General features: G+C 68.3%; 27 protein-coding genes. 16 read left to right on the forward strand and 11 right to left on the reverse strand.

Annotated features, from left to right (window positions below; all coding sequences use genetic code 11):
- Positions 1 to 142 precede the first annotated feature (142 nt).
- On the reverse strand, positions 143 to 1,783 hold the full coding sequence (locus IU448_RS15965) for a peptide chain release factor 3 (RefSeq protein ID WP_195056433.1): 1,641 nt from the start codon (positions 1,781 to 1,783) through the stop codon (positions 143 to 145).
- Positions 1,784 to 2,082: 299 nt separating this feature from the next.
- On the opposite strand from IU448_RS15965, the gene IU448_RS15970 reads away from it, so the two are divergent.
- Together IU448_RS15970 and pth are read left to right on the forward strand one after the other, a co-directional pair.
- Positions 2,083 to 2,676 carry a 50S ribosomal protein L25/general stress protein Ctc gene (locus IU448_RS15970; RefSeq protein ID WP_195056434.1) on the forward strand — a complete coding sequence of 198 codons (594 nt, stop codon included), beginning with the start codon at positions 2,083 to 2,085 and terminating at the stop codon, positions 2,674 to 2,676.
- Positions 2,677 to 2,695: 19 nt separating this feature from the next.
- Positions 2,696 to 3,271: an aminoacyl-tRNA hydrolase gene (gene pth / locus IU448_RS15975; protein ID WP_195056435.1), complete on the forward strand. Its 576-nt coding sequence runs from the start codon at positions 2,696 to 2,698 to the stop codon at positions 3,269 to 3,271.
- A gap of 115 nt (positions 3,272 to 3,386) precedes the next feature.
- On the opposite strand, the gene egtD is transcribed toward pth, so the two are convergent.
- From egtD to egtA, 4 genes are all read right to left on the reverse strand, one after another.
- Complete coding sequence (gene egtD / locus IU448_RS15980; RefSeq protein ID WP_195056436.1) at positions 3,387 to 4,358, reverse strand: L-histidine N(alpha)-methyltransferase; 972 nt, start codon at positions 4,356 to 4,358, stop codon at positions 3,387 to 3,389.
- A 72-nt stretch (positions 4,359 to 4,430) separates the two neighbouring features.
- Positions 4,431 to 5,264, reverse strand: coding sequence for an ergothioneine biosynthesis protein EgtC (gene egtC / locus IU448_RS15985; RefSeq protein WP_195056882.1), 834 nt, complete (start codon positions 5,262 to 5,264; stop codon positions 4,431 to 4,433).
- Positions 5,264 to 6,595, reverse strand: coding sequence for an ergothioneine biosynthesis protein EgtB (gene egtB / locus IU448_RS15990; RefSeq protein ID WP_416383019.1), 1,332 nt, complete (start codon positions 6,593 to 6,595; stop codon positions 5,264 to 5,266). The genes egtC and egtB overlap by 1 nt, the downstream gene beginning before the upstream one ends.
- A 456-nt stretch (positions 6,596 to 7,051) precedes the next feature.
- Positions 7,052 to 8,347 carry an ergothioneine biosynthesis glutamate--cysteine ligase EgtA gene (gene egtA / locus IU448_RS15995; protein WP_195056438.1) on the reverse strand — a complete coding sequence of 432 codons (1,296 nt, stop codon included), beginning with the start codon at positions 8,345 to 8,347 and terminating at the stop codon, positions 7,052 to 7,054.
- Positions 8,348 to 8,542: 195 nt separating this feature from the next.
- Between egtA and IU448_RS16000 the strand changes: the two genes are divergently transcribed.
- The 3 genes from IU448_RS16000 (at position 8,543) to IU448_RS16010 (ending at position 10,518) form a co-directional block, all read left to right on the forward strand.
- Positions 8,543 to 9,715, forward strand: a complete 1,173-nt coding sequence (locus IU448_RS16000; protein ID WP_195056439.1) for an aminotransferase class V-fold PLP-dependent enzyme — start codon at positions 8,543 to 8,545, stop codon at positions 9,713 to 9,715.
- A 122-nt stretch (positions 9,716 to 9,837) separates the two neighbouring features.
- Complete coding sequence (locus IU448_RS16005; protein WP_195056440.1) at positions 9,838 to 10,083, forward strand: type II toxin-antitoxin system prevent-host-death family antitoxin; 246 nt, start codon at positions 9,838 to 9,840, stop codon at positions 10,081 to 10,083.
- Positions 10,084 to 10,089: 6 nt separating this feature from the next.
- Entirely contained in the window at positions 10,090 to 10,518 is a 429-nt protein-coding gene (locus tag IU448_RS16010) for a type II toxin-antitoxin system VapC family toxin (protein ID WP_280458665.1), read from the forward strand.
- Here the strand turns inward: IU448_RS16010 and IU448_RS16015 are convergent.
- Both IU448_RS16015 and IU448_RS16020 read right to left on the reverse strand, forming a co-directional pair.
- Positions 10,490 to 10,909, reverse strand: a complete 420-nt coding sequence (locus tag IU448_RS16015) for a hypothetical protein (protein WP_195056441.1) — start codon at positions 10,907 to 10,909, stop codon at positions 10,490 to 10,492. The genes IU448_RS16010 and IU448_RS16015 overlap by 29 nt on opposite strands.
- A complete protein-coding gene (locus tag IU448_RS16020; RefSeq protein ID WP_195056442.1) occupies positions 10,906 to 11,235 on the reverse strand; it encodes a hypothetical protein in 330 nt (109 codons plus the stop codon). Before IU448_RS16020 ends, IU448_RS16015 begins: the two co-directional genes overlap by 4 nt.
- 307 nt (positions 11,236 to 11,542) lie before the next feature.
- Here IU448_RS16020 and IU448_RS16025 point away from each other — a divergent pair, with 307 nt between their 5' ends.
- From IU448_RS16025 to IU448_RS16050, 6 genes are all read left to right on the forward strand, one after another.
- Positions 11,543 to 12,430, forward strand: coding sequence for a helix-turn-helix domain-containing protein (locus IU448_RS16025; protein WP_195056443.1), 888 nt, complete (start codon positions 11,543 to 11,545; stop codon positions 12,428 to 12,430).
- Positions 12,427 to 12,630 carry a DUF397 domain-containing protein gene (locus IU448_RS16030; RefSeq protein ID WP_195056444.1) on the forward strand — a complete coding sequence of 68 codons (204 nt, stop codon included), beginning with the start codon at positions 12,427 to 12,429 and terminating at the stop codon, positions 12,628 to 12,630. Before IU448_RS16025 ends, IU448_RS16030 begins: the two co-directional genes overlap by 4 nt.
- Positions 12,631 to 12,897: 267 nt before the next feature.
- Entirely contained in the window at positions 12,898 to 13,449 is a 552-nt protein-coding gene (locus IU448_RS16035) for a DUF3558 domain-containing protein (protein ID WP_195056445.1), read from the forward strand.
- A gap of 29 nt (positions 13,450 to 13,478) precedes the next feature.
- Complete coding sequence (locus IU448_RS16040) at positions 13,479 to 13,862, forward strand: hypothetical protein (protein ID WP_195056446.1); 384 nt, start codon at positions 13,479 to 13,481, stop codon at positions 13,860 to 13,862.
- Entirely contained in the window at positions 13,862 to 15,214 is a 1,353-nt protein-coding gene (locus IU448_RS16045; protein ID WP_195056447.1) for a hypothetical protein, read from the forward strand. The genes IU448_RS16040 and IU448_RS16045 overlap by 1 nt, the downstream gene beginning before the upstream one ends.
- A 58-nt stretch (positions 15,215 to 15,272) precedes the next feature.
- Complete coding sequence (locus IU448_RS16050; protein ID WP_195056448.1) at positions 15,273 to 16,043, forward strand: ESX secretion-associated protein EspG; 771 nt, start codon at positions 15,273 to 15,275, stop codon at positions 16,041 to 16,043.
- A gap of 204 nt (positions 16,044 to 16,247) precedes the next feature.
- Here the strand turns inward: IU448_RS16050 and IU448_RS16055 are convergent, their stop codons facing one another.
- The 3 genes from IU448_RS16055 to IU448_RS29745 all read right to left on the reverse strand — a co-directional run bounded on the left by IU448_RS16055 (position 16,248) and on the right by IU448_RS29745 (position 17,859).
- The gene (locus tag IU448_RS16055) at positions 16,248 to 16,787 is read right to left on the reverse strand and encodes a lipoprotein LpqH (protein ID WP_195056449.1); all 540 of its coding nucleotides are present in this window, start codon (positions 16,785 to 16,787) and stop codon (positions 16,248 to 16,250) included.
- 70 nt (positions 16,788 to 16,857) lie between these two features.
- On the reverse strand, positions 16,858 to 17,358 hold the full coding sequence (locus tag IU448_RS29740) for a hypothetical protein (RefSeq protein ID WP_195056450.1): 501 nt from the start codon (positions 17,356 to 17,358) through the stop codon (positions 16,858 to 16,860).
- Positions 17,359 to 17,577: 219 nt separating this feature from the next.
- Entirely contained in the window at positions 17,578 to 17,859 is a 282-nt protein-coding gene (locus tag IU448_RS29745; protein WP_195056451.1) for a pentapeptide repeat-containing protein, read from the reverse strand.
- 102 nt (positions 17,860 to 17,961) lie between these two features.
- Here IU448_RS29745 and IU448_RS29750 point away from each other — a divergent pair, with 102 nt between their 5' ends.
- The 4 genes from IU448_RS29750 to IU448_RS16085 all read left to right on the forward strand — a co-directional run bounded on the left by IU448_RS29750 (position 17,962) and on the right by IU448_RS16085 (position 22,614).
- Positions 17,962 to 18,486, forward strand: a complete 525-nt coding sequence (locus tag IU448_RS29750) for a hypothetical protein (RefSeq protein ID WP_195056452.1) — start codon at positions 17,962 to 17,964, stop codon at positions 18,484 to 18,486.
- Positions 18,486 to 19,712, forward strand: a complete 1,227-nt coding sequence (locus tag IU448_RS16075; RefSeq protein WP_195056453.1) for a hypothetical protein — start codon at positions 18,486 to 18,488, stop codon at positions 19,710 to 19,712. Before IU448_RS29750 ends, IU448_RS16075 begins: the two co-directional genes overlap by 1 nt.
- 1 nt (position 19,713) lies before the next feature.
- Complete coding sequence (locus IU448_RS16080) at positions 19,714 to 21,228, forward strand: tetratricopeptide repeat protein (protein WP_195056454.1); 1,515 nt, start codon at positions 19,714 to 19,716, stop codon at positions 21,226 to 21,228.
- A 129-nt stretch (positions 21,229 to 21,357) separates the two neighbouring features.
- A complete protein-coding gene (locus tag IU448_RS16085) occupies positions 21,358 to 22,614 on the forward strand; it encodes a CHAT domain-containing protein (RefSeq protein WP_195056455.1) in 1,257 nt (418 codons plus the stop codon).
- 193 nt (positions 22,615 to 22,807) lie between these two features.
- On the opposite strand, the gene IU448_RS16090 is transcribed toward IU448_RS16085, so the two are convergent.
- Complete coding sequence (locus IU448_RS16090; protein ID WP_195056456.1) at positions 22,808 to 23,716, reverse strand: NADP-dependent oxidoreductase; 909 nt, start codon at positions 23,714 to 23,716, stop codon at positions 22,808 to 22,810.
- Between the two features lie 111 nt (positions 23,717 to 23,827).
- Between IU448_RS16090 and IU448_RS16095 the strand changes: the two genes are divergently transcribed.
- Positions 23,828 to 24,289 carry a winged helix-turn-helix transcriptional regulator gene (locus IU448_RS16095; protein ID WP_195056457.1) on the forward strand — a complete coding sequence of 154 codons (462 nt, stop codon included), beginning with the start codon at positions 23,828 to 23,830 and terminating at the stop codon, positions 24,287 to 24,289.
- Positions 24,290 to 24,433: the final 144 nt, after the last annotated feature.

Genomic DNA, 24,433 nt, shown 5'->3' on the forward strand with positions numbered 1-24,433 from the left:
TGAGCCGGTCCGGGGCCGGTGGCCGCAGCTCCAGCGGCCCGGACTCGCCGCAGGCGCAGTGCATCGCACAGGGCGTGCGCCGGTCGGATGGTCGCGGTCGGGCAGTACGCGAGGCGGATGGTTGCGCCGGGACCGCGTCGGCTCAGTCGGCGGCGGCGACCAGCGGTTCCAGCGTGAGGTCCGGCATTTCCTTCTGGATGTACTGCAACCGCCATTTATCGCTGAACACCGCGAGGATCGCGCCGTCGCTGCGGGTGAACACTTCCACTCCGCGCTGGCGGTCCAGTTCGGGTGCCGAGGCGGCGTCGGTGCGCCGGGCGATGGTGTAGGCGAGGTGGTCGAGCTGGGTCTCCACCCCGAATTCGCCCAGCATCCGGGCGGTCACCACTTCGAACTGCATCGGCCCCACCGCGGCGAGCACCGGAGAGGCTTCGCCGCGGGAATCGTTGCGCAGAACCTGCACCACGCCCTCGGAATCGAGCTGATCGATCGCCTTTCGGAACTGCTTGTACTTACCGGCGCTCTGTGCCCGCAGCGCGGCGAAATGTTCCGGGGCGAACGACGGGATCGGCGGGAATTCGACCTTTTTGTCGACGAACAGGGTGTGCCCGGGCGCCAGCGCGGTCGCGTTGACCAGGCCCACCACATCACCCGGATAGGCGGTATCGACAGTGGCGCGTTCGCGGCCGAAGACCGTCAACGCGTATTTGGTCGCGAACGGCCGGCCGGTCTGTGCGTGGGTCACCACCATGCCGCGTTCGAACTCACCCGAGACGATGCGCATGAACGCGAGCCGGTCGCGGTGGGCGGTGTCCATCCCGGCCTGCACCTTGAACACCACCGCGCTGAACGGGTCCTGCGGGTTGCGCGGCGTACCGGCGATATCGGCGCGCGCACCCGGCGCGGGCGCCAGCGCGACCAGCGTTTCCAGCAGTTGGCGGACACCGAAGTTCAGCACGGCCGAGGCGTAGATCACCGGTGAGGTCTGCCCGGCCAGGAAAAGTTCCTGGTCGTGGTCCTGGCCGGTGGCCGACAGCAGTTCGCTTTCCTCCGCCGCGGTGGTCCACGCCGCGCCCTCCCGCGTCTCGGCGGCTTCGGGGGTCAGCGATTCCTCGGGCGCGATGGTGGCGCCGCCCGCGGTCCGGGTGAAATGGATGTATTCGGTGGCCGCGCCCTCGGGGCCGCGGCGCAGCAGACCGCGGAAATCGCCCGCGATGCCGACCGGCAGGAACAGCGGCGTCGGGGTGAGGCCGATCCGTTCCTCGATCTCGTCGAGCAGTTCCAGCGGGGCCTGGCCGGGCCGGTCCCATTTGTTGATGACGGTGATCACCGGGATACCCCGGTGGCGGCATACCTGGAACAGTTTCAAGGTCTGCGGTTCGAGACCCTTCGCGGCGTCGATCAGCATCACCGCGGCATCCACCGCGGTCAGTACCCGGTAGGTGTCCTCGGAGAAATCGGAGTGGCCGGGAGTGTCGACGAGGTTGATCACATGGTCGATCTCGGAGCCCGCCGGCCGGTAGTCGAACTGCAGGGCGGTGGAGCTCACCGAGATACCGCGCGCCTTCTCCATCTCCATCCAGTCCGAGACGGTGGATTTACGTCCCGCCTTGCCGTGGACGGCACCGGCCTCGGAGATCTTGCGGGCATGCAGTGCGAGCGCTTCGGTGAGCGTCGATTTACCCGCGTCGGGATGGGAGATGACGGCGAAGGTGCGGCGCCGCGACACCTCGCCGGCCAATCCGCGCGTGGCGGGCGCGGCGCCCTCGGTGGAGGCGGTCAACGGATGAAACCTTTCGGCGAAAACGGGCGGGGTGGCAACCTGTCCAGCGTACGTGACAGTTCTGACCAGGCGTCTACGTGGCGTCTACCACCCGATTCCGGGGTTTTCCGGCCGCTGGGTTACAGTATTCGGGTTGTCTCGGCGAGGGTTCGCAGACTTTGCGGCACCGTGATCGACGCGGCGCGGCTTCCGGCCGCTTGCGTTTAGGTCTTCGCCTGACGAGCAGACCACCTGACCAGGGGCGCGATTTCCCTGGCAACCGCCCATAAGCCCGGTAGAGCCGTAGGAGTTATCCAGTCATGTCCGACGTCAACCTTCTCGAAGCGAAGATCCGCACCGAGTTCGGCAAGGGTGCCGCGCGCCGCACCCGCCGCGCGGGCAACGTTCCGGCGGTCCTGTACGGGCATCAGTCCGATCCGCAGCACCTGTCGCTGGATGCGCTGTCGTTCGCCGCCATCCTGCGCCAGCACGGCACCAACGCCGTACTGAACCTGAACATCGAGGGCAAGAAGCAGCTGGCGCTGACCAAATCGGTCGTGGTGCACCCGATCCACCGCTACATCGAGCACGCCGATCTGCTGATCGTGCAGCGCGGTGAAGCGGTCACCGCCGAGGTGCCGATCACCCTGGTCGGCGAGGCCGGCCCCGGCACCCTGGTCACCCAGGAAGTCACCACCGTCTCCGTGTCCGCCGAGGCACTGAACATCCCCGAATCCCTCGAGGTCTCGATCGCCGGCGCCGAGCCGGGCACCCAGATCACGCAGGGTGCGGTCGCGCTGCCCAAGGGCGTGACCCTGGTCGGCGATCCCGAGCTGCTGCTGGTCAACATTGTCGAGGCCCGCGCCACCGCGGAGCCCGAGCCCGAGGCCGCCGAGGGCGAAGCCGCCGAATAGGACGGGGTCGACTTCCGCGATGGCCGATACCGTGCCGGCGCTCGTCGTCGGCCTGGGCAATCCGGGTCCCGAGTACGAACGTACCCGGCACAACGTGGGTTTCCTGGTCGCCGATTCGCTCGCGGAGCGGGTCGGCGGCCGGTTCACCGTCCACAAGAAGTCGGGCACCGATCTGTTGCAGGCCCGGCTGGACGGGCGGCAGGTGTTGATCGCGAAACCGCGGTCGTATATGAACCTGTCCGGGCGGCCGGTATCGGCGCTGGCCCGATTCTTCTCCGTGCCGCCCACCGAGGTGATCGTCGTGCACGACGAACTGGATCTGCCGTTCGGCGCGGTCCGGTTGAAGCGTGGCGGCGGTGAAGGCGGCCACAATGGGCTGCGGTCGATATCCGGCGCGCTGACCACCAAAGACTATCTCCGTACCCGGATCGGGATCGGCCGCCCACCCGGCCGCCAGGATCCGGCGGATTTCGTCCTCAAACCGTTTGCGGCAGCCGAACGTAAAGAGGTGCCGGTAGTGGTCGAGCAGGCGGCCGACGCAGTGGAACTGCTGCTGCGCGTGGGTTTGGAAGCCGCGCAGAACCGGCTGCACTGAGGCCGGGGACCGAGTACCACATGTGGGCGATTTGAAGGGCAGCCTCGACGGTAAGGAACGTGCCGAATTGGACCGTGCTTTGCTGCTGAAGCTCGTTCTTTTCTGATACGCGCGGTCAGATGCGGGCGGCAAGGACCAAGGCGAAACGTTCGCCGGGGTCGGTCCAGGTGTGTTCGGATACGAAACCCGCGGCGCGGAGTTCGGTATCCAGGCCGGTGAGGCGGAATTTCGCGGAGATCTCGGTGCGTAGCTGTTCACCGCGGGCGAAGTGCACGGTCAGGCCCAGATCGGCGACGGTGACATCCATATCCGCGGTGGCCGCCAAGCGCATTTCTATCCATTCGTTGTCCGTATCCCAATGCGCGATATGGTCGAACGCCTCGGGATCGAAATCCGCTCCCAGCCGGGTGTTGAGGACGCGCAGCACATTCCGGTTGAATTCCGCGGTGATACCGGCGGCGTCGTCATAGGCGGGGATCACGATCGACGGATCCACCACCAAACCCGCACCGATCAGCAATTGTTCGCCGGGTTCGAGGACATCGTGGATACCGCCCAGGAATTCGGCGCGTTCCGCCGGCACCATATTGCCGAGTGTGCCGCCGAGGAAAGCGATCATTCGTCGGCCGCCGCGTGGCAGGGTCGCCAGGGTGTCGGTGAAATCGCTGACCACCCCGTGCACGGCCAGACCGGGGAACTCCACGGCGACCTCGGCGGCGGAAGCCCGCAGGGCGGACTCCGACACATCCTGGGGCACATAGGTTTTCAATGGGCCTTCGGCGGTCAGGGCGGTGAGCAGCAGCCGTGTCTTACTGGCCGATCCCGACCCCAGCTCCACCAGCACCTCCGCCTGCGCCGTCCGGGCGATCGCGCCCGCGACGTTCTCCAGCAGGGCCCGTTCGGTGCGGGTGGGGTAGTACTCGGGCAGTGCGGTGATCTGCTCGAACAGTTCACTGCCGCGGGCATCGTAGAACCATTTGGGCGGCAGCCATTTCGGGCTGTCGGTGAGGCCGCGGCGGGCATCGGCGTGTAGCGACGCGGTGAGGTCGGCGTCGGTGAGGTGTACCTCTACCGTGGGCTCGTTCACCGGCCGTCTCCTGCCGCGACGCCCCGCCGTTCGGGGGGTACCGAAACCGGGTACGCCGCGGGCGCAGTGTTGTTACACATCTCGACCTCCTGTGGTGGATTCGGCAGGTTCCAGCGATTCGATATCCAGCCGGCCGGGTCCGGCATGGACGACCACCCGGTCCGGTAGCGACTGCCACCGTGGATCGTCGTCGTACGGCTCCGAGGACAAAATCGCGAAATCCTCGGTGACCAGCGCGGACAACGAGTGGTAGCAGGTGCTCGCCCAGAGCCCGCGGCCGTCGCAGATCAGCAGGTTCACCCGGGCCTCGGGTGCGTGGTGCAGCACCGTCGTCACCAGCAGGCGCAGCGCGGTGCCCGGATCCTCGGCGAGACCCGCCGGGATATCGGGGTCCAGCAGGCCGCGCAGCAGCATCCACAACGCGGCGGAATCGGTGAGCGCTTCGGCTTCGAGGAGATGGCTCGTTTCGTAGCGGCGGGTCATGCCCGCGCGGGTGGCGGTCACATCGAGATCGGACAGGACGGCGGTGAGTACCGTCCGCCACTGCGGAACAACTCCGTTGTGGCTGAACGCCCATCGATTCCACAGGAACGGCGCGCACGCCGAACGCTGCACCGGCATACCGACGGTGGCCGAGCGGACACTGCCGAGGACCGCGTGGGAGGTGAGCTGCGGCAGTACTTCTTCCACCGCGGGGTCGGTCCAGATCGGGTCGGGATTGCGGTAGCGGGTCACCGACGCCGGGTCCGGGCCCCACCAGGCGACGCCGAACCCGTCGGCGTTGATGGTGCCGCCGCCGCGCATTTCCCGCGGCGCCCACGACTGGGTGCGCAACGAATGCGGCCCGCGCAACAACAGTTCCCCCACCGACGCCGGTGGACCCACATAGCCCAGATGACGGCACATCATGCCTCCCGCGGGTCGAGGGTGCGGGCCAGCCGGAACCCGGAGAAGATCTGCCGGCGGATCGGATGATCCCAATTGCGGAAGGTGCCGCGGCAGGCGACGGGGTCGGTGCCGAACGACCCACCCCGCAGCACCCGGTAGTCACCGCCGAAGAACACCTCCGAGTATTCGCGGTAGGGGAAGGCCCGGAATCCGGGATACGGGTGGAATCCGGAGGAGGTCCATTCCCAGACATCGCCGATGAGCTGATGCACACCCGCCGGCGAAGCGCCCGCCGGATAGGCGCCGATATCGGCCGGTTCCAGATGCCGCTGGCCCAGGTTGGCGGTGGCGGGGCCGGGGTCGGTGTCACCCCACGGGTAGGCGCGGGTGCGGCCGGTGGCCGGGTCGTAGCGGGCCGCTTTCTCCCATTCCGCTTCGGTGGGCAGGCGTTTACCCGCCCAGGTGGCGTACGCCTGCGCTTCGAACCAGCACACGTGCACCACGGGCTGTTGCGGCCGTAGCGGGCGGCGCACTCCGAATACGCGCCGCCACCACTGGCCCGCGGTGTCCCGCTCCCAGAACTGGGGTGCGGTGAGCCCGGCCTCCTGCCGATGCGCCCAGCCGCGTTCGGACCACAGTTCACGCCGGTCGTATCCGCCGTCGGCGACGAATTCCAGGTACTGCCCGTTGCTGATCGGCGCGGCATCGATCGCGAATGCCGGGATGTGCACGGGATGAGCCGGGCGTTCGTTGTCCAGGGCCCACGGGGCGGTGGAGGTGCCCATGACGAACTCGCCCGCCGGTACAACGACCTCTCCGCGTACCGCACTGCCGGCGGCCGGTGGTGCGGGGGCGGACAGCACCGGGGGTCCGGCGCGTAGCTGATGGGTGGCCAGCATGGTTTCGTCGTGCTGCTGTTCGTGCTGGGCGATCATGCCGAAGGCGAAACCGCCGTCGACCAGTTCGCCGCCCTGTAGTGGGCTGCGTTCGAGCACATCCCACACCTTTTCCCGCACGGTGCCCACATACCCGCGGGCCTCGCCGGGATTCAGCAGCGGTAGTTGCGGACGGTTCCGCCGGGCGTGTTTGAACGCGTCGTACAGTTCGTCGATATCGGCGCGTACCGGGTCGCGGCCGCCGACATCGCGGACCAGCCACAGCTCCTCCTGATTGCCGATATGGGCCAGATCCCACACCAGTGGGCTCATCAACCGGGAATGCTGGGCAGTGAGTTCGGCCTCGTCCACACAATCGGTGAGCGCGGCGGTCCGTTGCCGGGCCCGCAGCAGGGCCGACGCGATATGTTCGCGCAGCCGCTCGGTATCGGATCGTTCGGCGTAGTGCTGGATGGTCACGTGATCACTCCGCTCCACAGCAGGGAACAGGTGTCCCCGGGTGTACGAATGCGCCGCACCTGGGCAGTAGCGGCCACAACAGTCGGGCGGAACCCCGCCGGGGGTCGAGGGTCGGGGTAAGGGGAATCGAACCCCTGACCCCCACACTGTCGATGTGGGTGTGGTCAGCCGGGCCGTCGCCGGATCGGGCGGGCCCGGCCGGCCGGCGGCAGCCGACCGAATCGATGCGCCGAGCAACCCTGATCACCGTGGCCGCCGGGTGCCCCGCCACACCGGCTCCCGGTTGCAGAACTGCTGAATCGCTGTGGGCCGCGCGCAGCATACGGCCCACATTGTTCGCTGCTTCGGTGCTCGGCTGGGTGACGGCGGCAGTGCGGAGCCGGTGTGGCGAGCAGCTGTACGCTTTCGGATGCCGTGGCGGTGAGCCTGCACGGAACCGCCGGCGGCGGTTCATGAGATCCCCGCCGGCTGTGCGCCGGCCGCGCAACGGTGCAGGGCCGCGTGCAGTTCCGGCGCGGGTGCCCCGCTGTGCGCGATCGCGACTTCCAGCAGCGCGACCGCGGCGGCGCGTAGTTGCGGATCGGCGAGGCCGTGGCGGGCGGCGTCCAGCCAGCGGTCCGTGGTGCCCGCCGCGGCGGCGGTGGCGTCGGCGACGGCGGCCGGGGTGGACAGCAGGGCGTGCAGTACCGCAATCGGTACTTTCCAGTCTTCACCGGGCTGGGCGTCGAGGTAGCGGATTTCGAAGTATCCGGCCGGGCGGACCGGGGGGAACAGGGTGGTGAGGTGGTAGCGGAGATCGTCGAGGTTCGGTCGGCGGCCGAGCTCGTCGTCCAGGCCGCCCGAGAGCCAATCGGCGAACGTGGCGCCCTCGGGTGCCCGCCAGGCGACCCCCGGCCGGGCAGGACCCGCATCACAGCGGCGCACGCACAGCAGCGGCGCGTCGAGTGCCCAGCGGGCGTAGCCGGTGATCGGGTCGGACCAGTCGGCGACCGGGGGGCAGGCACGGGCCGGATCCAGATGCAACCAGGTGCGCATGCGTTGCGAAGCCCATTCTCCGGAAGGGGCGCCGCGCAGAACGGGTGAGCAGGCGAAGGCGGCTATCAGCGCGGGGCCCAGGGCGTGCAGCGCAGTCCAGCGGGCGGTGAGTTCGGTCCGGTCGGCGCCGATATCCACGCTGATCTGCGCGGCCGCCGTATTGCTCATCATCAGCCGGCCGAACGGGCCGATCCGGCCGAAATAGTCCTCCATGGCCTGATAGCGCGGTAGCCGTAACTGGCAGCGGGGTGCGCGGGCCGGATCGGCCGCGGCGGAGACCATCCGGATCGACCGGGAATCGAGGAGTTCGCGCAGGCGCCGGTAATCGGTGCCGAGGCGGGCGCACAGCTCGGCCGGGTCGGGAACGGGGACGCTGGAGAGTTCGATCTGCCCGCCGGGTTCGACGGTGACCCGGCTGCCGCCGGACAGCGGCTCGGCCGGGGAATCGGGAGCGATGGAGTGGGGTGCGTGCGGGCCGAGGGCCTGCGCGAGAAGAGCGGCGGTGGGGCGGCGCCCGGCGAACGAACCGCGACCGGCGGCGGTACCGGGGCGGTGGACGGTGAACCATTCGAGTTCTGCGCCGATGAGCATCGGCGGACCGAGTTTGAAACAGACACCGCCGAGGAACGCTTCGGCCGCCGCGCGGCTGCTGAGGGCCGGGTGTGGGGATGAGTCGCTGGCCGATTCCGGATGTTCGAGGGTGACCGCCATACCAACCTCCCTGCGGTTTGCCGTGCTGCGTCTCGCGCGTATCGGTCGCCGGTGCTATCCGTGTTTCGTATTCGGTCGTCGGAAGCCGGCCGGGCTACGCGGCCGGCCGGTTGGTGCGTGGAATCCAGCGTAGCGACGGGCACAGACACATTTTGAGCGCGAACTCGTCACGGGATCGGCACTAGTGTCGGGCGTATGGTCGATGAGCAGCGAGTACGTGCCGATACGCCCGGCGTCGGAAACGGCGCCGTTTTCCTGGACAGTGCGGGATCCTCGCTCCCGCCGCGGGTGGTCACCGAAACCGTGATCGATCATCTGCGCCGGGAAGCGGAGATCGGCGGCTACCGGGCCGCCAACGAACGGCTCGACGATCTGGCGGGGGTGAAGACGGCGATCGCGGAACTGATCAACGCGACTCCCGGCACCATCGCCCTCAGCGACAGCGCTACCCGCGCCTGGACCGATTTCTTCTACGCCGTCCCCTTGCGACCCGGCGACCGTATCCTCATCTCCGGCGCCGACTACGCCAGCAACGCCATCGCCGCGTTGCAGCGGGCACACGCCACCGGCGCCCGAGTGGAACGGATCCCGGACGACGCGGAGGGCCGCATCGATATCGAAGCGCTCGACGCGATGATGGACGAACGGGTGCGGCTGGTTTCGCTGCTGCACGTCCCTACCAACGGCGGTCTGGTGAATCCGGTGTCCGCCGCCGCGCGGATCGCGCGCGCCGGTGGCGCATTCGTCGTGCTCGACGCCTGTCAATCCGCCGGACAGCTCCCGCTCGACGTCGTCGACCTGGGCGTGGACGCGCTCTCGGCCACCGGCCGGAAATGGCTGCGCGGTCCCCGCGGCACCGGATTCCTCTATCTGCGGCCGGAATTGGCGGCTTCGCTGGAACCCGGCCGGCTCGACCTGCACAGCGCCGCGTGGACCGCCCCGGACGAATACCGGATGGCGTCCGACGCCTCCCGTTTCGAATTCTGGGAGCACGATGTGGCGGCCCGCCTCGGGCTCGGCGCGGCCGTACGCTATCTTCTCGATCTCGGACCCGATCAGGTCTATACCGCGATCGCCGAGCGCGCCGACTATCTGCGGGGCGCGCTCGGCGAGTTGCCGGGGGTGCGGGTGCGGGATCTGGGTGTCGAGCACAGCGGCATCGTGTCGTTCACGGTCGACGGCGTCGCATCGGTCGATGTGCGGGACCGGCTCGGGGACTCCGACATCACGGTGACGGTCAGTCATGCGAGTTCGACCCTGCTCGATATGTCGGCCCGCGGGCTCGATTCGGTGGTCCGCGCCTCCCCGCACTGCTTCGTCAGCCGAGACGAACTCGACCGATTCGTCGCCGTCCTCTCGGCGCTGTAACGGCACCACCGCACCCGAAGGTGTGGGTATGGCCTGCCTGGATCCGGTATGACATGCGGCGCCGGTGAGCGCTATAGTGGTAACTATCTATCTAGTTAGAAGTGGTGAGTGCCATGTCGGTTGTGTCTTCTACTGAGTTCAACCAGCGCCCCAGCGAGATCAAGTCGATGAGCGAGCGGGAGCCGGTGTTCGTCACCGAGCGCGGCCGCACCACCACGGTGGTGCTGTCCGCCGCGGAGTACGAGCGACTGCGTCATCCGGTGCCGGCCACCACCCTCTACGACCTGCTGGCCGCCGAGGCCGACGATGTAGAACTCGACGTCTCGCGCGACCGTTCCCCCGGCTCGGTACCGGATCTGGAGGACTGATCAGGCGTGCTGTATCTGCTGGATACCAACGTCGTCTCCGAGGCCCGCAAGAGGCCCCATCGTCGCGATCGGTTGTTCGACGAATGGATGCGCTCGGTCGATGCCGTGGACACCTACCTGTCGGTTATCACCGTGGGCGAGGTGACTGCCGGGGTGCTGTCCAAGGAACGCAAGGATCCGGCTGCCGGCGCGGTTCTGCGGAGCTGGTTGCGCGACGACCTTCTGCCCGCCTGGAACGGCCGCATCCTGCCCGTGGATCAGCGGGTTGCTCAACGTGAGGCCGAACTACAGGTGCCCGACCCCAAACCCAAGGCCGATGCGCTGATTGCGGCCACCGCTGCAGTCCACGGTATGGCGCTGGCGACCCGTAATGTCGCCGACTTCGCGGGAACCGGGGTCCGTATCGTCAATCCCTGGGACCCGTCCACCCATTGATGCGACAGTACGACCACCTCGAGCCGAGTAGCGCCCGCAGGCGTGCGAAAGGTCCTCGGGTTCGGGGAAACGTGGTGTCGTCCACGATCACCGGTGTCATCGTGCACAAGGCGCGCAGTTGTGTGCCGGGTAGGTGGCCCGGCGTCGCGATGATCACCGCTTCGGCGCCGGTCCGGTCGAGCGTGGTGCGCAGTGTCGTGAGATGGTCCGGTCTGGGGTTCGCCGGGAGTTCGACCAGCCACCGTAGTCGGTAGCCGTGGGCGATAGCGGTCAACCGTAGGCGCGCAGTGACGAACCCGCGGTGCCCGCACAGGTCTGTGCGCAGGTAGCCGATGGCTGTCGGCTGTGCGCCGAGTACGGACGGGCAGACGTAGGGTTCGTGGCCGGTCAACAGTAGACCTCCGGTGTCGCCGGTATCCACCGGTCGACCTCGCCGCGGCGATACCACCCGTACGGGTGGACGATCATCAGCCCGCACCGTTCGAGCACCACCGGTGCGCGGAAGCCGATATGTTCCACGGTCGGTGTCACAATTGCGTCGCCGCCGAGCAATTCCGATTTTCGTAATGTCCACGGCAGTACATCCACACCCGATTCCAGTACGACCCGCGCGATGGTGAATCCGTGCGCGCGGGCGAAATCGCGGCATTCGGCTTCGAGATGCTGTTGTATTGCGCCACAAAGGCTTTTGTTCAGGTATACGATTGCAGTGGGCATGACTCTGCCTTTCTTGAAGAGGCGATGGGATGCAGCCCGGCGCAGGGTCCGACGGGGAGTAGCGGCCGCTGTCGGACCACCGGTTCCACAACGCTCCTGGTAGTGGAACCGGTGTCACCCAATGGCTTTCGGGAGATTTCCGGCGCCGGGCGCGAAATCAGTAGACCGGAACAGTGCGATATGTGGAACCGCCTCGGTGGAGATTCCTGCCCCCATCAGCCCGGCAACCGTGCCGGGCCGCTTCCGGCATTGTGTTCCGGGCCGGAGTGTTCCACAACGGAATTCGATAATTAGGAAAGGCAATAAGATGGCGGGTGGATCCACACTCCCGAAACGAGCACTCGGCCGCGAACTGCGCCGGCTGCGCGAACGCAGCGGCACCAACCAGGCCGCCGCGGCCCGCGCGATAGAGGTGAGTCCGCAGACGATCGGACGCCTGGAAGACGGCCACGCCTCCCGGCCCACAACACTGCAGATCAACGGACTGTGCGACCGGTACGGGGCCTCGAACGAGGAACGTCGGTTCCTCCTGGACCTGCTACAGGATTCACGGACAGCGAAGCAGAGCGGAGGTGGTTGGTGGCGGGCTTACGCCGACCAGATCCCTGCTGATTTCAACCATTATCTGAGCCTGGAAGAAGCCGCCACGCGGGTGACCACATGGCAGGAGACCCTGCTCCCGGGACTCATGCAGATCCCGGAGTACCGGCGCGAGATGATCTGGACCGAAAGCCCGCAACTTGCTCCCGATGACGTCGAGCGTCGCATAGCTGTGTCCGAGCAGCGACTGAAGAACCTGCACAACAGCAAGTTCCAGTTGAATGCACTCCTGTCCGAGTCGGTATTGCGGCATGGAGTCGGCGGCTCGGCAGTTATGCCGCGCCAACTGAGACACCTCCTGGCGCTGGGCGAAACGGCGAACGTGAGTATCCGGGTCGTACCTTTCCGGGCACGGAGCCTGGTGGGTCTTCTGGTGCGGTCCTTCGTGTTCCTCGAGTTCGAAGTTATGCCGAACGTTCGGTTGACGGAGCCGCCTGTGGTCTATGTGGAAGGTTTCACCGGCAGTCTCTACCTCGAACGACGCGAGGAGGTCATGCAGTACAGGGCCGCCGCCGAAGAGATCGAGCGTGTAGCGTTGAGCGAGCAGGAAACCAGAGCGTTGATCGCGAAGGTTGCGAAGGAGTTCGAGACGTGAAAACCGACCCGAGCAATGCGCGTTGGTTCAAGAGCCGTCACAGCGGTCCCTCTCGGGACTGTGTCGAAGTCGCGGGACTCGGTTCTGAGTCGGTCGGAGTCCGGGACAGCAAGAGCCCGACTGGGCCTGTGCTCGTATTTCCCCGATCCGAGTGGCAGGTGTTCTTGAACGCCGCCCGGAAGGGCGCGTTCGATCGTTAGTGGGTCTGGGGTCCCGGCTGCCGATGGTGGTCGGGACCACGGTCGGGGGAGCGGGCCCCGATACCCAGCTCTTCTGAGGGGGCCACCAGGGGGAGGCTCGATCCCGAAGGTCGGTGTACGTAGGTCATCCAACGGCCTGGTTCAGGGGGCGTTGTCAGTTGCTCATCTCATTGGACGTTGTGTCCGAATCCGGTGGAACCGCGGGGCGATGAGGTGCGTCCTATAGTGATGACGGGGTAATCCGCCGCACCGACACAGGGGAGATCCATGCGAACCGCAGTCCTCATCCGGGCCACGCTTGTCGCAGTGGCCGCGGCGGCATCGGCAACCGGGTGCACTTCGAGCACAGCGGGAACCGCCACCGAGACCGCCGTGCCGACGACCACCGAGGTCGTCGAGGTCTTCAATCCCTGCACTGAGTTGTCGGACCAGCTTTTGGCCGAAATCGGGTTGGATGCGTCCACCGAACGGGTGGTGACCGATGCACCTGAAGGTGCCACCAGTTGGCGTGTTTGCGCCTGGGAGCAACCTGATGCACTGGTTCGGGTCACCGTCATGTCGACGTCGCACACTCTCGACGATGCGCGAGCCAACGACAACCTGATCGAAAAGGTCGAAACCACGGTCGGCGCCCGGGCCGCACTGCAGTCCAAGGACCGGGCCGAGACCCCCGGCAAAGCTTGTTACACCTCCTTCGAAGCTGAACAGGGAATGTTCGAGATCAAAGCGTCCTGGTTCGACGCGGACGACTGGACCCGGGATATCTGCGAGGTCTCCGGCGAGTACGCAGCGGCCTTCGAACCGCATCTCCCGAAATAGCCACCCAGCAGCCCAGGAAGACCCGACACATGAGTGACCAACTGGCCCAGTGGCAGAACCTGAAACAGCAGGCAATCGAAGGCACGGTGAGTATCGAATACGACCTCGGTTCGGACCTGCGCCGCGAATGTGAGACCCTCCTGACCGACTTACGGCGGTATCTTGATGATGCGACGAGCCTGGGGCGTCTATCAGGCTACGGGGGGTTGCCCTCCGCGCTGGATATGCGAAAGAAGTTCGAGCTCAAGGCAGCCGGTGGAGAGAACGGCGATTCGGCAGTTGCCCGGCTGGAGGGTCTGATCGCGATCGTCGAAACGATGAGCGATACCTACGCCGCCATGATCGGCGAACTCAACGAAACCGATCAGCAGAACTCCTCCCAGACCGCCGCCGCCGGGGAAGGACTCCGCTGATGCCGGCACCGTTGCTCGTCGCCGCCGTTCTCGTGGCCGCTGTCGCTACCGCCGACTCCGCAGTTGATGAAGTCACCGGCAACTACGACGAATCCGACGATAACCGGAATCGCGCCTCCGATGCCGCCGGCACCGCGGAACAGGAGTGGAGCGGTGATCGCACTCATATCAACAACGAACTGGCGCGAGTCAGTCGAGATTTCGACGGCGAGTACGCTCCGGCGACCGCAACCAGAGAAGCCTTCAAGACCTGGACCCACCAGCAGATCTGGGAGGCGCTGAACGGCACCGCCGAGCATCCGGCCGTCGATTCCGCCGGGGTCAATGCCGGTGCCGACGGCTGGCGGCGGCTCACCGAGGATCTGTTCACCTCACTGGAGACCTTCGGCAAGAACGTCGACGCCGCCGTCACCGCGAAATGGGGTGGCCAGTCCGCGACCGCCGCGATCGACGGCACCCGGGCGTTCACCGCGGAAGCTCAGAAATTGGTCAGAACCTTCGAAATGGTCGCCAACGGTATCGACCTCATGCAGGGCTATCTCGCGCAGACGAAGATGTCGATCATTCCGCCGGTCGAGGTGTCGGGGTTCGACGAGTTCGTCGGCCATATTCCGGGTAACGGCATCGTGAAGGCCGCCAAGCATCGCGCCAACGAAGCGCAGGCGCAGGCGCAGGATTTGATGATCGAGTTCTATCAGCCCGGGGTCACGGCCGTCGATTCGAAAACCCCCGTGCTGCCCGTGACGAAGAGTCCGGTGGGCGGGGATCCCGGAACGCAGCCGCCGGTGGGGCCCGGGGGCACGCAGAACCCCGCCGGTACGAACCCGCCCGGCACCGACCCGGCCGGAACGAATCCGAGTGGTACGAACCCGCAGGACACGGCCGCTCCCGGCCAGGAGACACCGCAGGCCCCGGCGACCGACCCGGCCGGTACCGAAACTCCGGCGGCAACCACCCCGTCGACTGCCACAACCCCGGCGAATACCGTGCCGCCCGGAGAACCGGCGGGGCGGCCGAGCACCACCACACCGGGGGCACCGAGCACCACTTCCGGTGCCCCGGTGGTCGCCGGTCCGGGCGGGCCGCAATCTCCGGGTGTTCCGGGGCGCACGGTCAGCGGATCGCCCGGCAACCCGAATCAGGCGGGCGGGCCTGCCGCGCGGGCCGGCAGCCCGGCCGCGACCCGCGGCATGTCCGGGATGCCGGGCATGATGGGCGCCGGTGGGCAACGGGGGCGCGGGGAGGACGAAGACGAACACAAAACCCCGGACTATCTCGTCCAGGACCGCTCCACCGAACTGCTCGGCGATCAGCCTCGGGTGCTGCCACCGGGTGGGGTCATCGGCGCATGAGCGATTCGGGGACGAGGGCGGGAACGCGATGTAGGCCCTCGTATGCGGTGGGTGCGCCATGAGCGAATCGCGCTGGCAGCTCGGCGGTTACGAGTTCACGCTGGCCCTCGAGGCGATGGGGCGCGACCGGCTGCCGTATCCGCTGGAATACCTGCCGCCCCGGATGGAGCACGACGACGATTTCCAGCGGTACCGGCAGCAGTGCGCACGCCGGTTGCAGCCGATGTTCGACGAGCGGCTCTACCGGGCGCTCACCGTGCTCATCGAACCCGAGATCCGGGTGGAGGTCTACGGCGTGCACGGCCCACGGCAGAACAACACCACAGTGCGGATGCACGCCGGTGTGGTCGGCCGTACCGCCGTCCTGGCCACCCAGTTACCCGGGCCCGAACCCAAATCCGGCGGTGACATCGTCGTCGTCCAACTCCGCAGCAACGAGCTGGCTCCCCGTATCGTGGCGGGCCTGCCGCGGGCCACGACCGGAAGCCACCAGCCCCTCCGCGCCCGCCGCGCCGACCTGAACGCACCCGTGTATTCCCGCCACCCGACACAGCTCTCACCCGTGGAGGACATGCAGCGTTTCTTCCGTCGCCCCCGCACCGGCACCGGCGAGATCACTGTCTACCCCGGATACACCGTCGACACCCGCCCGACCGACGACGGTTACGCTTTCCTCTGGCTCGACTACCCGGACGACGGCCGCTACCTGCTGCACAACCACAGCGCCGACGCTTTCACCGTCACCCCGGGCCCACCGGACGAAATCCTGAACCAACTACGCAGCCGGCTGGACACCGCCTACCGAGCCCGGACCCGCACGTATCAGTGATGTGCCGGAATATCCGAGCGGGGCGCCGGACAGCACAGGACGGCCGATATCCGAGGCCGCCGAGGCCATCGGTGAACCTATCCGGAACCGTGCGCGGTTTCACGGGGTCCCGGAGGCCGGCCTCCTGTGCGGATCCGGTCCGGATGCCGACAACCCCGTCGCCCCCTGGGGCGGGGCGGCGGGGTTGCCGGGGGCCGGACCACGTCAGCCGACGATATCGGAGCAGGCGAAGGTGATTTCGAATTTCGCCGTGGCGGGGCCGGCCATCGGGTTGCTCATATCGGGGGCGCCGATCCCCTCGCCGGTGACGGTGTAGGTGTCGCCGTCCTTGGCGACCTGCGCCGAACCGCCGGGCTGACCGTTGCCGTAGCCGACGGCGTACGGCATCCCGTTCGACCCGCCCTGGCTACCCGCGATCGCCACCGCCTGCACCGTCGTATCGTCGAGGATGCTCGCGCTGACGCTCAACTGGCCGTACTGCTCGTTGGCGGTATCGGTGAGCGCCAGCGCCAGCGTATTGCCCTGCTTCGCGCAGGTGGTGTCGAAATCGGCGGTGAGCGCCTTGCCGTCGACCACAGCCTTCGAATCCCCGCCGGCTTCGCCTGCCGGGGCAGCGGCTTCCGTCGCCGCAGCGTCGGCGGCCGGAGCCGGGCCGCCGGCGGCGTCGTCACCGCAGGCGGAGGTCAGGGCGATGGTGGAGGCGGCGAGGACGGCGGCGCCGATACGGAAGAGCGTGGTGTTCATGGTGGGTCCTGTTCTCTCGGTGTCGCGGCTCGATCGGCCGTCGAGAGAAAAGTTAGGAACCCGCGCCCGCCTACCGATCCCAACTTTCGCCGCCGCGAACCCTTCTGAACTCCGATAACCTGGGCTCATGCGACGACCGCGGGCCATGGTGCTCGATGAGGTGTGGCGCGGTCTCGAGGGTGTGCAAGCGTTGAGCGGGCCCCAGGGCGGGCCGTTGCGCCGGACCGTGAAGCTGATCCTCGATCCGCTCGTGATCCGGCCGGTCCGGTATCCGAGTTGTGCGGGTGCGATCCTGTCCGCCGACGGTGCGGCCCTGCTGGCGGCCCGGATCCACGATCAGGCCGATACGCTGCGGGCGACCGCCGCCTGGTTCACGCTCCTCAAACAGGTCCGGCGGGAACTGCGGATCACCGAGGGCAACGCCCAGGACCTGTACTTCCAGCGCTGTTTCGAACTCGCCGCCACCCGCGGCCACCCCGACCCGCAACCCGACCGGCTGCGCGCGGAGGCCGTGCTGCGTGAGGTCCACGGCTTCGCCGCCGGCCGCACCACCCAGGCTTTGAAAGACCATCTCACCGACCCCGCACGGGCCGCCGAACTGGACCGGTTGCTGGAAACGGCCTGGGCATGCCGGCCCGCACCGCGGCCGGTCGGCCCCGAATACGCCGGTGAACTACGACAACTGCTCGAGCTCGCGGTGGGGTCGCGGTGGGAAGCGGATCCCGCGTCCGGGCGACAGTTGCTACGCCGGTTGATCGAGACGCACACCGGGACCCACACGGGTATCGCGTTATGGCTGGACAGCAGCGATCGCCCAGGGGCCGGCGTGATGGCCGTAGCCTGCGAAAACGCCCGGAACGGCCCCACTGCCGAGCCGACCGCCGCACACGTGCAGCGTGTCGGCGTGCGTGAGGCGGGCGTGCGTGAGGCGGGCGTGCGTGAGGCGGGCGTGCGTGAGGCGGGCGTGCGTGAGGCGGGCGTGCGTGAGGCGGGTCGATCGGCGCGCGGGCGTCGGACTGCGCCCGCGTCTTCCTCGCGCTACGACGCGAATCGGCTCGGGCTCACCGAACACCCTGTTCCGTGTCGGCCCGCGCTGGGTTCGTCGGCATCGACCGCCGCGCTGGGGCTGCCGTTCGACCGCACCGTTTACGAGCGGGTTTTCACCGTCCTCCAGGTGTCGACCGAACGCGCCGATCTACCGCCGATTCCCGAACTGGTGACCACCGAGATCACCCGGAGCTGCGCCCCCTGGGCCCTACTCGACGAATCGTTGCGCGTGACGGCCGCGGCGGGCGTGGAATTGGCGCTCGGGCTGGCGCCGATCACGATATCGGCGGGCCCGGACGGTATACCGGAAACGGCCGCTCACCGCCTGATCAACAGCCGGTGGCAGCGGGAAGCCTACGTACTACAGGCGCGGCGGCTGGCGGTTCATCCCGTCTCCGGTGACGGTGATCCGCTCGCCGCGATCGCGGCCGAACTGCGCACCCCGTGGCGGTCCTACCTGCGGAGGCTGTGGGTGCGGCTGCACGGGCGCGATGTTCGGGAACTGCCGGTGGCCGAGCCGGACGAACTCTGGGACCTGCTGGACGGAATCGCCCGGTCGGTGGTTCTCGATCACCGCGCACGGGTCCGCAAAGTGCTGAGCACGCAGGCGTCCGGGGCCGGAACGGCAATAGCCGAATCGAGGGCTGTCTGATGGCCGATCTGGTGCGTATCCGGCGACTGCCACCGGATCTGTGGTTTATCGGCCCACCCGGCGCGCCGAGCGTGGCCGACGCCGATCCGGGCGTGGATACGGCGGTTCTCGAAGTCGCGGGCGGCCATCTCACCTGGTGTCTGACCTCCGGGCAGCGCGTTCCGGTGGCGACCCTGCACGATCTCGACACCGCGCAGGAATGGCTGTGGGCGCTCTACGGCGCCGAGGTCGCACTCGCCGCCGACGCGTACACCGAGCCGGTGGAACTTCGCGCTCGGCCCGGAAACTCCGATCTCGCGGCGGCGGTGCGCCGACTCGCCTACGCCCACTGGGCGGCGCGCTGGTGGCCGGCCTCGACCGTCGACGATATCGCTGCCCTGGATCCGGCGCTGCTGGATCGCGAGATCGCCGAGTTGACGGAGTTCTGCGACAGCGTGGTCGACGGCGCGGACGCCACAACCGTCACCGAAGTGGAAGCAGAATCGGTCGTCGGCGACATCGGCCGGGACGGTCGAGTGCGCGAGTGGACCACACCGCACGCCGACGAGTACGCCCTCGCCGCGGGCTCGAACTCCACCGGGTCGGGCGCAGCCCTCGTACTCGATCGCGGTACTACCGGCTGGGATTGGCGGTATTGCCCGCCCGGTGTGGTCGATGCCTCCGAACGTGCCGTGTCGTGGGAGTTGTCCCGGGCGGCGGGCAGCACGGTTGTCCGGGTACACGCGGTCGCCGCGCCCGGGCTTTCCGCGGACCTGCCCGGCCACCTGCGACCCCGCGCCCGCATCCGTACTCCCGGCGGATTCGCCGACGTCGCCTTGGAATTGAGCGGTGACGCCTGGTCAGGCGAGGCGGACCAACCGGCGGATTCGGTGCGGGGTATCGAGATCTATACGCCCGGAGTGGGGCCCAGCGATCCGGTCGAGCCGCCGCCCCCGGTTGGCGATCGGTCGCGGACCTCGGAGCCCATCGAGGCGGCGGATACTTCTGCCCTACAGCGCCTTCAGGCAGACTCAGCCGATGCGGAACGGCGGCGGGCGGTACGCGAGCTCGCGCGCAACAGGCTCCGGCTGGCCGCGGCCGGGCCCCATGCGGTGATGCCCGGTGTCGCCGGAGATTCCACAATCGGTAAATCCGGAGATCCCGCCGCGCCGGTCGGTCTCTGGCCGGCCGATATCGCACCCCTCCGGTCGGAAACAGCCGCGGCAGAACAGGACGCGGATTTCTGAGATGAGTGGAGCCGACAATCAACCGCCCGGCCTGGAATTGCTGCACGAGGGCGCCGCCGCGTACGAGCGCGGCGATATCAACGAAGCGCTGCGCATTTTCGAGCACGCCGTGAACAGCACCACCGGCGGTGTCCGGACCAGCGCTCTCATCAACGCCGCCAACATGTACGACGAACTCGGCGATCACGAGGGGGCCGCAACCAGGTACCGGGCCGCGCTGGGCGATATCCCCGGCGATGCCGTCGAGAAGCGCGCTTCCGCACTGATCAACTATTCGCAGGCCCTGCAGCACCTCGGCGCGCTCGACGATGCGCACGACGCGCTGGAACAGGCGCGCACGCTGCTCGCCGACGCCGACGAACTCGGTGTCCTGCGGGTGTCGTGCCTGCTCTCATTGACCGCCGTCGCGACCCACCGCGCCGAGTGGAGCCGCGCGATCGATATCGCCACCGAATCCTTGAACGCTGCGTTGCGGTTCGCGCCGGAGCTCGCCGGCTATCCCTTGATGAACCTGGCCGGTACCTACTTCGAAACCGGCCGCCGCGATCTCGGCGTGGATTTCGCGCGGCAGGCGCTGACGGCGTTCACCGAGGCCGGTAACCACAACGCCCTCGCCGACACCCAGCAGAACCTGGCCCAGATCTTCATGCGCTTGGACCGGCTCGACGAGGCCGAGGAACTGGTCGAGGCCAGCCAGCTGTATTACGAGCGGACCGGGCTCGCGCACCGGGCGGGGATCGGCTGGAAAATCCGCGGTTTTCTCGCCGAACGGCGCGGCGACCTCGACCGTGCGCAGGAATGGTATCGGCGCAGCCTCGACCATTTCCAGGCGTCCGGTGCGGTCCTCGACGAAGCCGCGCTGCGCTGCCGGCTGGCGACCATCGAGTTCGCGTACGGCAGGGTCGGGGCGGGTCAGCAACTGCTGGACGCCGCGTTCCTCATCTACGCGGAGCGCGGACTCGGCTCCGAATGCGCCAAACTCGACTACTGGCATGCGGTGCTGCTGGAGATGGTGATCGATGATCTGGCGGAGCCGGCCCCGGAACTGGCGGTGCTGGGGCGGGCACTGTCGGTCCAGGCCGCGATCGCCATCGACGCCGTCCGCTACACCCTGCCGAGCGGGAGCCGGCGCGAACAATGGCATCGGGAGGTCGCCGAACCCGCGATGCGTCTGGCGTTCCGGTTCGCCCATCTCTGCCAGGACGGACTGCTGCTCGCCGACTTGATCGAAACACGGTGTGCCGGAACAACGCTGGATATCGGTCGCGCGCAGCCCGGCGAACGGCCGCAATTCCCGCTGGATACCCCGGGCCCGCCCGCCGTCACGGAATTATCCGGACCCCTGCAGTTGGGCGCCGCACTGGCGCAGGTGGCCGCCTCCGCGGGGCTGCCCGTCGCGCCGCCGCCGCGGCTGGCGGTCGAACCCGGCGCCCGGATCGCGCTCGCCGACTACATCGAAGCGGCCGAACACCGCTACGGCGGCCGATTCCGGGAGCAACGGGTGATCCCGGTATGAGACGACGGGACAACCGGCATCGTCGGGCCCGCGACAGCCGCGACGAGTACCGGGCACACCGCAGCGATCGCGGCGGTGCACTACACCGCAATGGCGGCCGATACGGCCGCTCGACCGGCGGAGGATTCGATGAGTGACCGTCCGACCGTGGTGATCCGGATGGCCGATGCGGGCGATGTCTACATGTCGTGGCGGTGGACCGACGGGTCCGCGTCACCCGGGGTGACGGTGCTGCCCGGCGACGATATCGACGCCGCCGTCCGCGTCCTGTCCGCGGCGCTGCCCGTCCCCGAGGTGGCCGGCGGCCTCGAGAAAGCGCTCACCACCGGGGCATTCGCCGCGCCCGGCAGCGAGTACGAACTCGCCCGCGACCTGTCCCGCGCGTTGCTGCCCTACGACCTGGCGGGCCAGTTGTACGACCTGTACCAGCGGGGTGTGCGCCCGCATATCCGGTTGCAGCCCTCGCCGCGGGTCGCGCAGGTGCCGTGGGAGACCATCGCCCCCGCCCCGGACGTCCGGCTGATCGATATCGCCGATATCAGCCTGCTGGTTCCGGCCGGAATCGTGCACGCACCCGTGCGTGTCCCGCGGTCGTGGCCCGCCTCGCGTGGCCTGCCGGTGGTCGCGGTCCTCGACCCCCGGGTGCCGGGTTTCCGCGCCGATTCCGCCCTCGGTTCGGTGCTGGGCCGGATGGACCGGCCGACACCGCTCACCGCACGGATCGCCGACCATCTCACCGCCGGCCGGCTACGGCCCGCCGCTCCCGAACCGTCGGCCGTTTTCCGCCGCACCGACCTCGACCGCACCTGGCTTTCCGAAACCCTGCGCGCCGGCGCGTCCCGGCTGATCTACGTCGGCCACGTCACGGCTGCGTCCCCGGAATCCGGGCAGAGCGAGAACACCGAACTGCACCTGGCCTGCACCGCCGAGACCGTGGGTTTCGCGCAACCGCACCGCGACCACCGCCCACTTTCGGCGAAAGACCTCCTGCTCGGCACCTATACCCTCGAACCGGAACCTGTTGCCGGCCAAGAACTCTGGCCGATACCCGCCCGGGTCGCACTGATCGCCTGCGAAAGCGGCGGCGATCTGCGTTTCACCGAAGCGCTCGGTTTGATCGCCGCCATGGTGACCGGCGGCGCGGAACTGGTCACCGCCACCCGCTGGCCCCTCCCGACCGACCTCGCCGTCCAGCGCTTCGGCGCCGCTGCCGAAGCCGCCCCGCTGCAGGACACGATCTGCGCCGTGGATTCCGCCCACGACACCGCGGACCCGGTGCCCGAACTCACCGCCTGGCAGCGCGAGCGGTTACAGCGCTGGCGCTCGACCGGTGCCATCGAATATTCGCCCCTGCTGTGGGCTTCCTTCGCGACCTTCACCACCTGACCCGGCCGGCGGACGCTGCCGTGGCCGCCGAGAGGTAACCGTCGTCGGCCGTCGGGGCCGCGTTGTCGCGTCATACGACCGCATCGTCACCGTCCGGCGACCGCACCGTGGTTCGCAGGCGTTAAGAGCGAGCTGATCGGGTCTTCGCCCGAGACCGTCGGCCACGATCGCCGGAGGCGGTTGCCGACCGAGCTCAGGGCTGTAGGACGTATCGGCCGCGGATACCGCCCTGCGCAACCGCCCGGTGGGCATCGGCGACCCGGTCCAGCGGCAGGACAGTATGGACCCGCGCCGGGAGCCGGCCGGTCACCGTGTCCTTCAGCAATCCGGCCAGCCGGTCGCCGTCGGCGAGTACCGAAACCGCGCGCACGGTGATACCGCGCTCGGCGGCCGGTTCGGCCCCCGGACGGACTCCGACCAGCAGACCGTCGTCGCGAACCAAAGGCAGGGCTTTCTCCTGGAAGACGGCGGTATCGGCCACCGCGTCCCAGCCCGTCGTCGCCGTAGTCGTGAAATCCGCGCCGAGCCCGCGGACGAACCCCTCGTCCTGTGGCCGGGCCAGCCCGGTGACCTTCCAGCCGCGGTCGCGGGCCAGCGTGACCACATACCCGCCCACCGCGCCCGCCGCTCCGATCACCAGCAGGCTGCGGCCGCTGCCTTCGCCGAGCAGATCCACCAGTTGCGCCGCTGTCAGGCCGTTGAGCGGAACCGTGGCCGCCGTGGTCAGCTCGAGCTCGTCGGGCACCACCGCGACAGCGGCCGCCGCAACGACCAGTTTTTCGGCGTAGGTACCGAAATCGCGATCGAATCCGTCGACGATGCCCGCGACCCGGCTGCCGATCGCAATGTCCACATCCGGGCCGACGGCCTCGACGATCCCCGCGAAATCGGTTCCCAGGCCGGTGTGGCCGGGCTGGGTGATGAACCCCAGCTGATGGAAGACACCGCTGGTTGTCGCGAGATCCACGGGGTTGACCGACGTCCCGGCGATCGCGACCCGCACCTGGCCGGGTCCGGGTTCGGCGACGGGCACGTCGATGAATTCGATCGAATCGGGGCCGTCCGGAGTGCGGACGACTGCGGTGCGGAATGTGACGGACATTGTGCCTCCTGGAGTAATCGGTGTTGTTACTCCAGAATGGATAGGTAACTCTCCAACGGGAAGTAGGCACTCTGAAGTGCGTAACCCACCGGAAGGTAGGAAGGTGCGGTCATGGCGACGATGACGGCGGCGCAGCGGCGAGCCCAGCAAAAGGCTGAGTACGACGCGTTCTTCGCGGACTGCCCGAGCCGGCAGCTACTCGAGCGGATCTCCGGCAAATGGGTGGCGCTGGTGCTCGCGGCACTCGGTAGCGACGGTCCCCACCCGGCAGGCCGGTGTGCCGGCGAACCCCGGGCCATGCGCTACTCCGAACTGTCCCGGCGGCTGGCCGGTGTCAGTCAGAAGATGCTCACCCAGACCCTGCGCTCCCTGGAACGCGACGGCCTGGTGACCCGCACGGTGACCCCGACCGTGCCGGTCACCGTCACCTATGAGCTGACCGATCTGGGCCTCTCACTGCACCAGGTCATCCGCGGTATCAAGGTGTGGGCCGAAGCGCATATGGACGAGGTACAGGACCACCGGGCCCGGTTCGACGGCGAACCCGCCGAGTTCGCGGGCGCACCGACATAGCCGGTCCGGCCCGGGCCGCGCCCACCGCGGGCCCCGGTGTGGCGTACCGAGTTCGCGGGCCCACCGACATGGCTTGTCGGGCTCGGGCCGCGCCCACCGCGGGCCCCGGTGTGGCGTACCGAGTTCGCGGGCCCACCGACATGG

The organism is Nocardia flavorosea, from assembly GCF_015477805.1.
GTDB lineage: Bacteria > Actinomycetota > Actinomycetes > Mycobacteriales > Mycobacteriaceae > Nocardia > Nocardia flavorosea_A.